This window comes from Pseudomonas rossensis (assembly GCF_039888995.1).
GTDB lineage: Bacteria > Pseudomonadota > Gammaproteobacteria > Pseudomonadales > Pseudomonadaceae > Aquipseudomonas > Aquipseudomonas rossensis.
Genome location: NZ_JBBWCB010000031.1, coordinates 44084 through 52382, shown reverse-complemented (window position 1 = coordinate 52382; position 8299 = coordinate 44084). Strand labels below are relative to the sequence as shown.

The 8299-nt window shown below is 60.2% G+C and carries 6 protein-coding genes; 4 read left to right on the top strand and 2 right to left on the bottom strand.

The genetic code is table 11. The features are described from left to right. Positions 1-361 precede the first annotated feature (361 nt). The 4 genes from WLY71_RS11170 to WLY71_RS11155 all read left to right on the top strand — a co-directional run bounded on the left by WLY71_RS11170 (position 362) and on the right by WLY71_RS11155 (position 6272). Positions 362-2497, top strand: a complete 2136-nt coding sequence (locus WLY71_RS11170) for a DUF1631 domain-containing protein (RefSeq protein ID WP_347803589.1) — start codon at positions 362-364, stop codon at positions 2495-2497. Between the two features lie 64 nt (positions 2498-2561). After that, positions 2562-3122: a 1,6-anhydro-N-acetylmuramyl-L-alanine amidase AmpD gene (ampD, locus tag WLY71_RS11165; RefSeq protein ID WP_347803588.1), complete on the top strand. Its 561-nt coding sequence runs from the start codon at positions 2562-2564 to the stop codon at positions 3120-3122. Continuing rightward, the gene (gene ampE, locus WLY71_RS11160) at positions 3119-3955 is read left to right on the top strand and encodes a regulatory signaling modulator protein AmpE (protein WP_347803587.1); all 837 of its coding nucleotides are present in this window, start codon (positions 3119-3121) and stop codon (positions 3953-3955) included. The genes ampD and ampE overlap by 4 nt, the downstream gene beginning before the upstream one ends. Before the next feature lie 286 nt (positions 3956-4241). Beyond that, positions 4242-6272: a methyl-accepting chemotaxis protein gene (locus tag WLY71_RS11155; protein ID WP_347803586.1), complete on the top strand. Its 2031-nt coding sequence runs from the start codon at positions 4242-4244 to the stop codon at positions 6270-6272. Positions 6273-6402: 130 nt separating this feature from the next. On the opposite strand, the gene WLY71_RS11150 is transcribed toward WLY71_RS11155, so the two are convergent. Then, entirely contained in the window at positions 6403-7179 is a 777-nt protein-coding gene (locus tag WLY71_RS11150) for a TatD family hydrolase (RefSeq protein ID WP_347803585.1), read from the bottom strand. A 3-nt stretch (positions 7180-7182) separates the two neighbouring features. Beyond that, positions 7183-8178, bottom strand: a complete 996-nt coding sequence (gene cra / locus WLY71_RS11145; protein WP_347803584.1) for a catabolite repressor/activator — start codon at positions 8176-8178, stop codon at positions 7183-7185. Positions 8179-8299 lie beyond the last annotated feature (121 nt).

Below are 8299 nucleotides of genomic sequence, written 5' to 3'. Positions count from 1 at the left end.
CCGATGTCTTCGAGCAACGCACGGCGCACGTTGGCTTCGATTTCGGCGGTCAAATCGGCGAGACGTAGATTCGGCATAACGGACTCCACAAACAAAGTGGCCCGATTATAGGGCCATGGCGCTGGGCAACCCAAGGCATCAGAGGCGTTCCCATCGCTCTGAAACCTGCATTTGGTCGATTCGCCTGAGCAATCGGCACTAAGTCAGCGTCTGCCATAAGCGTCTATTGCAATGGGAACGCAGAGTCTGCTGGTAGAGGGGGCATCTTTTGCAAGATAATCCGCCTTGCTTTTGACGTCATGGCTTTGACGTGGATTTGGATTGACGACTATTCGAAGACTCACCGTTTCAGGAGGCCTGAATGCACAACGACGGGAATGTAGTGCCTTTGCACAAGGTCGCTACCGACCAGGCGACTCACTCGCCGCTCGCCCGCCTGCCTGTGATTCTGCTTCAGGTTCGCGACAAGGCCGCCCAACAGCTCAGGCATGGTTTGCAGGAGCTGTTCGATAACGCCGACGACACGCTGTTCGAAATGGCCGACCGGGCCCGCAATGACGTCGAACAGAACCTCTTCTTCGAAGCCATGCGCGACTTGCGCCTCAAGCGCAAAAACATCGAACGCGGCTTTCTCGAACAATTCTTCGCGGCTTTTGTCAGCCTCACCCAGTACGACATCACTCAGTCTGCCTCGCCCCAGGCGTTGGTCTTCGGCGCTTCGGTGGCGCTGCCCGATGACGACATGGAGCGTAGCGTGGCGGTGGAGGCGATGGTCAGCAAAGTGCTGAACCGCGACGGATTCGCCCTGGACCAACTGACCGCCCGACTCAGCGCACTGCTGGGCAGGGAACTGCTCGATCTACACAATCCCATGGGGCCGGCGATGCTCTGCGAGTACTTTTTGCAGGCCGGGCGCAACCTGGGGGTGGAGATCAAGGTCAAGCTGATCATCCTCAAACTGTTCGAACGCTATGTGCTCAGGGATGCCAATCAGCTCTACGCCGAAGCCAATCAGTTGCTGGTCGCCGCCGGTGTTCTGCCTGACCTTAAGCCCGCCCCTGCGCGTCGGGTCATGGATCGTGCGACGGCCAGCCTCGGAGCTGAATCCGCGCCGGCCAACACTCGCGCCGGTGGCCCGCCGACCCTTGAAGCCAGTGCCCAGACACAGCCGATTTCTACCCGTGACCTAATGCGGCTGCTCTCGCACTTGCAGCAATATGTGCCGGCGCCGGCAGCCCAGGACGACTTCGATCTGCGAAACCAGCTCGAACAACTGCTGACCCGGGTCAGCGTCAAAAGTGGCAAGTCACGCGTGGTCGGGGTGGCTGACGAAGACGTGATCAACCTGATCGCCATGCTCTTCGAATGCATCCTTGATGACCGCAACCTGCCGGACTCGCTCAAGGCGTTGATCGGCCGTTTGCAGATCCCGATGCTGAAAGTGGCGGTGCTCGACAAGAGCTTCTTCAGCCGCAGCAGTCACCCGGCCCGACGCCTGCTCAATGAAATCGCCACCGCAGCCATGGGCTGGGGCGAGTGCGATGACCATGAGCGCGACAGCCTGTATCTGCGCATCGAGCAAGTGGTGCAACGGTTGCTGAACGATTTTGTCGATGATCCGGCGGTCTTTTCCGAATTGCTCGCGGACTTTCTCGCCTTCACCAGCGATGAGCGCCGTCGCAGTGAGCTGCTGGAGCAACGCACCCGTGACGCCGAAGAAGGCCGCGCCAGGACTGAATTGGCCCGTCAGCGCGTCGAACAGGTGCTGAATCAGGCCTTGTTGGGCAAAGTATTGCCGCAGCGGGTGGTGGTGTTTGTCCAGGAAGCGTGGAGCCAGGTGCTGCTGCTGACCTGTCTCAAGCACGGCGATCAGTCGGCCGAGTGGCACGCCGACGTGCAGTCCATGGAGCAATTGATCTGGAGCGTACAGCGCCATGACGAGCCCGATGCGAGCCTGCGCTTGTTGGCGCTGGTGCCTGGGTTGCTCAAGTCGTTGCGCGACGGGCTGAGCAGTTCGGCCTTCGATCCGTTCGCCACCAGCGAATTTTTCAGTGAGCTGGAAGCCTTGCACGTTCAGCTGTTTGAACGTCCAGGGCAAAAGCTTGGGCAGCCCGTCGATACACCGGTAATGGTCGAAGTCGTGCAGGAAATTATCCTGCGAACCGCGGACGAAGGGCCGGCCGAAACGGCGTCAGTGCGTTTGCCGGAGGACGATGTCGGTCTGCTTCAGGTCGATCAACTGCGGTTGGGGTGCTGGGTCGAGTTTCAGGAAGACGAGGAAAACACCCTTCGCTGCAAGCTGGCGGCGATCATTGAAGCCACCGGCAAGTACATTTTCGTCAACCGCACCGGGATGAAAGTGCTGGAACGCAGCCGCACCGGCCTGGCGCTGGAATTTCGTCGTGGCGCGGTGCGCGCGCTGGACGACACCTTGCTGTTCGACCGGGCGCTGGAGTCGGTGATCGGCAACCTGCGGCGCCTCAATCACGGCAAGTGATCGCGCCCCGAGGGTCTATCGCGGCATACTGGGCGCCTACACAGTCGTCGTTGAAGGAACCTGTATGCAGTTGGACCCCGCGAGCGGTTGGTGTCAGGGCGTAGATATTTGCCCCTCGCCCAACTTCAATGCGCGCCCCTCGGACGAAATTTCCCTGCTGGTGATCCACAACATCAGTTTGCCGCCTGCGCAATTCGCCACCGGCAAGGTGCAGGAATTTTTCCAGAATCGTCTGGATGTCACGGAGCACCCCTACTTTGCAGGGATCGCCGACCTGCGTGTGTCTGCGCACTTTCTGATCGAACGTGACGGCACCGTCACTCAGTTTGTCTCTTGTCTTGAACGTGCCTGGCATGCCGGCGTCTCGAGTTTCGAAGGGCGGGAAACCTGTAACGATTTTTCCGTGGGCATTGAACTTGAAGGCACGGATGATCTGCCGTTCACCGACGCTCAGTATCAAGCGTTGACGACCCTGACCCGGCAGCTGCAAAGCGCGTTCACGGCCATCACCGCACAGCGCATTTGTGGGCATAGCGACATCGCACCCGGGCGTAAAACCGATCCTGGGCCTGCGTTCGACTGGGCACGCTATCGGGCGGCCCTGGCAAAAGAGGAACAACAATGAGTTTTCTGGTGTTGCTGTTGGCGGTCTGGATCGAGAAGTTCTCGGCCCTGCGTCATCGGGTTCAGCGCGATGGTGGATGGATTCGCGAGCTGAACAAGCTTGAGGTCAGTCCGCGTCTGGCGAAAAGTCCGTGGCTGATCTTGGTGATACTGGTGTTGTTGCCAGTGGCACTGCTGGGTTTGCTGCTACTGGTACTGGACCCGGTGGCTTACGGTCTGCTGGCGTTGCCGGTGCACCTGCTGGTGGTGATTTACAGTCTCGGCCGCGGTGATCTGCTGGCCGGTCTCGGGCCGTTTCGCGATGCCTGGCGCCGGGAAGACCTGCAAGCCGCCGCTCATGTAGCGGACCGCGATGTGGGTATCTGCGCCGATAGCGGCGAACAACTGCTGGAACGGGTCGAAGGGCATCTGCTGTGGGAGGCTTATCAGAGCTTTTTCGCGGTGATTTTCTGGTACTTCCTGCTGGGGCCGGTCGCGGCCCTGAGCTATCGACTGCTGGCCCTGGTCGAAGAACACGGGCAGAACCCGGCCGTAGTCGAGCGCGCCGTAAAACTGCGTCATGCGTTCGACTGGGTGCCGGTGCGTCTGCTGGCGGCGAGTTTTGCGTTGGTCGGCAACTTTGTCGCGGTCAGCCGAGTGATGTTGCATGAGCTACTGAACTGGAACATCAGCGCCGCCCAATTGATCGAGAAGGTCGGGCTGGTGGCGGGTGAAATCCCGGCACCGGTGGTCGGGCCTGACGGCATCAACAGCCTGGACCGGATCTGGGAACTGCTGCTGCGCGCGGCAGTGCTCTGGTACGCCGGTTTTGCGTTGTGGACCGTCCTTCCCTGAGTACACCAATCCTGTAGCAGCTGGCGCAGCCTGCGTCCGGCTGCGCAGCAGTCGTAAATCCTGATCACGCGGTGAGTCAGCCAAACCGCGGTGTCTGAGTTGGCGACTGCTGCGCAGCCTGACGCAGCCTTCGGCAGCTGCTACCAGTCCGCGTGCATCTCGCCGTTAACCTTAAGTTACAAAACCTCCCGCCGATTTAAGCTATACAGAGACAGCGCCGAATAGTGGCTATCTGCTCTCGACCCGCGCCTGCCAATAAAAATAAGAAATCAAAGGGAGACTTCCAGTGAAGAGCTTGCTCTATCCCGCCGTCGCGCTGATGAATCGCCTGAGCTTTGGCATGAAGTTCAGCCTGATCAGCGTGCTGTTCCTTGTGCCGATGCTGGTGACCAACTTCTATCTGGTGCGCGATTCCTATCGAGAATTCCAGGGCACCCGGGTCGAGCTGCAGAGCCTTGACCTACTGGGCAGCAGCCTGACGTTACGGCGCGATCTGGAAACCCTGAACAACCTGGTGCAGATCAACGTCACCCTCGGTCAGTCCGGCAAGGCCGGCAATGTCGAGTCGCAGATCAGTACCCTGGGGCAAAATGTGCTGACCCGTTTGCAAGGGCTGACAGCGATGACCGCTGACCCCGAGCAAATCATGGTTTTCGATGGCAAGCGCGATGAAATGATCGCCGCGCTCAAGGCCCAGCAAGCGGAAAACTCCCTGCAAAGCAAAAGCGCGATGATCGGCAAGTTGCTCGGCAACGCGCAAATTTTCAGCCAGATCATCGCCAGTCAGGCCGGCCTCAGCCGCGACACCCAGAGCGACATGCGCCAGCTGAGCGAACTTATTACCAATGTCACCCCGCCCGTGACCCAGCTTCTGGGTGAAGGTCGGGCGATGGGCTCTTTTTCGTTGGGGCAGGGCTTTCTCAACTCAGCATCGAGTACCCGTTTTGACGAGTTGCTGGCGCAGATCGAAAAACTACAGGCCGAATATGCCCTGAAGTTGCAGGACGCGCTGGGCTCCAGCAAAGCGGCACGGGAAACCCTGGCCGCTCAGGCCGATAACAGCAAGGCATCGTTGAAAAAGGCCAGTGAACTGTTCGAAGAGCAGGTAGTGATGGCCGACACGCTGGATGCGCCGTGGCAGGGCTTTTACGATCAGGTCACGGGCCTGATGGACCAGACCTACCAACTCAATGAAGCCACCCTGAAGTTTCTCGGCACCCAGTTGCAACAGCGACTGGAGCAGAACCGCAACCACATGATCTTGCAGGCCGTGGCGTTGTCGGTGGTGTTTGTGCTGATTTTTTACCTTTACGGCGGCTTCTACGCCTCGACCCGCACCACCCTCAAGCGTCTTGGCGCGGTGATGGACAAGGTCGCGGCCGGCGACATGACGGTGACCTTCAGCGCCAACAGCCGCGATGAACTGGGCGAGTTGGGCGAGGTGTTCAACGGCACCGTGAAGAAAATCCACGACCTGATCGAGCGGGTCGGCCAGACCGTCAGTGAGGTCGAGCGCCAGGCCGGGCAGGTGGAGAACGTTTCCGCCCAGAGCAACCAGGCGGTGGCGGGGCAGCGCACGCAGATCGAGCAGGTCGCCACGGCCATGAACCAGATGTCCGCCACGTCCCTTGAGGTTGCACGCAGTGCCGCGGCAGCGGTCAGCAGCGCTCATAGCGTCAACGATGAGACCATCAGCGGTCGCGGGCTGGTGGAATCCCAGCAGGGCAGCATCGCTGCACTGGCCAGTGAGATCGACCAGTCGGTGCTGGTGATCAATCAACTGGCCAGCGACAGCCAGTCCATCAGCCGTGTGCTGGAGGTGATCAAGAGCATCGCCGAACAAACCAACCTCTTGGCCCTCAACGCGGCCATCGAAGCCGCTCGGGCTGGTGAGCAGGGCCGTGGTTTTGCGGTGGTGGCTGACGAGGTCCGGACCCTGGCCAAACGTACCCAGCAATCGACCGAAGAAATCGAGCAAATGATCGCCAAGCTGCACAGCGGTGTCGGCGCTGCGGTGAAGGCCATGGGTACCAGTCATCAGATGGCCAACGGTACCGTGGGGCAGTCGGAAAAGGTTCAGCAAGCGCTGGAGAACATCCTCGGCGCCGTCGGCATGATCGTCGATCAGAACCAGCAAATCGCCGCCGCAGTAGAGCAGCAGACCGCCGTGGCCCATGACATCGACCAGAATATTGTCGAGATCAACCGCGCGGGTGAACGCACCGCCGAAGGGGCGCACCAGACCGAGGATGCCAGTCGCGCATTGTCGGCTCAGGTGGTGGAGCTCAAGCAACTGATCAGCGCGTTCCGGGTTTAATGCCTGGAACCGGTTCACCTGTGGGAGCGAGCTTGCTCGCGATGGCTGTCTAACATTCGACATTGATGTCGCCTGACACGCCGCTATCGCGAGCAAGCTCGCTCCCACAGGGGATGTGTGCGGCGACTGACTACCAGTTGAATAACTCACAGGCATTGGCAGTGCTGGCGGCGGCCAATTGCTCAGGGCTGATCGCCATGATCCCGGCCAATGCCGAGCATATCGCCGGAAGATGGGCCGGGCTGTTGCGTTGGCCGGGGAACATGGCGGGCGCCATGTCCGGAGAGTCGGTTTCCAGTACCACCGATTCAAGCGGCAATTCGGCCAGCACACGATGCATGCGCAGGGCCTGAGGCCAGGTCGCGGCTCCGCCCAGGCCCAGTTTGAAACCGAGCTTGATGTATTCGCGGGCTTCTTCTGTGCTGCCGGCGAAGGCATGAATGATCCCCGCGCGTTTCAAGTGAAACCGTTTAAGCGTGGCAATCACCGCCGCGTGGCTGCGTCGCACATGAATCAGCGCGGGAAGATTGAAATCCGCCGCCAGTTGCAGTTGCGCATCGAACAGTACCTGTTGACGTTCACGGTCCAGGGTTTCGATAAAGTAATCCAGACCGATCTCGCCCACCGCGCACAACTGCCGATGACCCGCCAACCGGGTCAGCCAATCACCCAGTTCGTGTAAGTCTTCAGGGCGATGATCATCCAGATACACCGGGTGCAAACCGAACGCCGCATACAGGTCGGGATCGCTTTGCACCAGATCCCAGACGCGCTGCCAATTGCCCTGATAAACCCCCAGCACCACCATCCGCCGCACGCAGAGGGCGCGGCTCTCGGCCAGCAGCGCCGTGCGATCCTCGTCGAAGTCCGGAAAATCCAGATGAGTGTGGCTGTCGATCAGCTCCACGGTTCAGTCCTGGCGAATACGCTGCTTGAAGGTCCGCGCGATGGCCTGCACGCCGGGTCGGTAATCCGATTGCTCGATGGCGGCCAGGGCCAGGGCCAAGGCTTTATCGGCGATGAGCTGATGCTGCTGGGCCATGGCGTTGACCGGCAGTGGCAGGAAATCCAGCAGCTGTGTGTCGCCGAAGGTGCCAAGGCGCAGCGGACGGGTTTTGAGCGGGAAGTCGTGCAAGGCATCGAATACGCCCTGAAGCAGCACGTAGGACGTGGTCACCAGCGCATCCGGCAAATGGCCCAGACGCTGTAGCAGTTCTTCCATTAACTGTTTGCCGCACTCACGGCTGAACGACTCGCCGTGCTCGATCAGCACCTCGCCTTTGAACCCGGCCAGCGCCTCTTTGAACCCGGCGGCCCGCTCCTGGCTGATGCTCAGTTCGGGGCGTGCGCCGATCAGTGCGATCTGCTTGGGCAGCGGGTCCAGTAGACTGCGGGTCAGTTGCAGGCTGGCCTCGCGGTCATCACTGATCACCGAACAGAAATGCTCAGGCTCCATGACCCGGTCGATCGCGATGATCGGAATGCCCTTGGCCTGCAATTGGCGATAGCTGTCATCGCCGGCTGGCAGGCAACTGGCAACGATCAACGCATCGCAGCGCCGGGCCCGGAACAGTTTCAGCAATTGCCGTTCGCTGTCCGGCGCATCGTCGGAACTGGCGATCAGCAACTGATAGCCGCGAGCCCGGGCGCCTTGTTCCAGCAGTTTGGCGATTCGCGCGTAACTGGGGTTTTCCAGGTCCGGCAGAATGAAGCCCAAGGTGCGGGTATGCCGACTGCGCAGCCCGGCAGCCTGGGGATTGGGCGTAAAGCCATGTTGTTCGACGACCGCGCGCACGCGCTCGACGGTGGCACTGCTGATACGTTGTTGTTCTGCCTTGCCATTAATGACATAGCTGGCGGTGGTAACGGACACACCGGCCAACTGGGCGATATCACTGAGTTTCAACCCGGGATTTCCTTGTTTTTTTTCGAGCTTGCCCGACATTTTCGCCAATCCTACCCGATTCAGGCAGACGACCATTGTCGCAGCCCATCCGACAATTGGACTTCAAGGATGAGACATTATC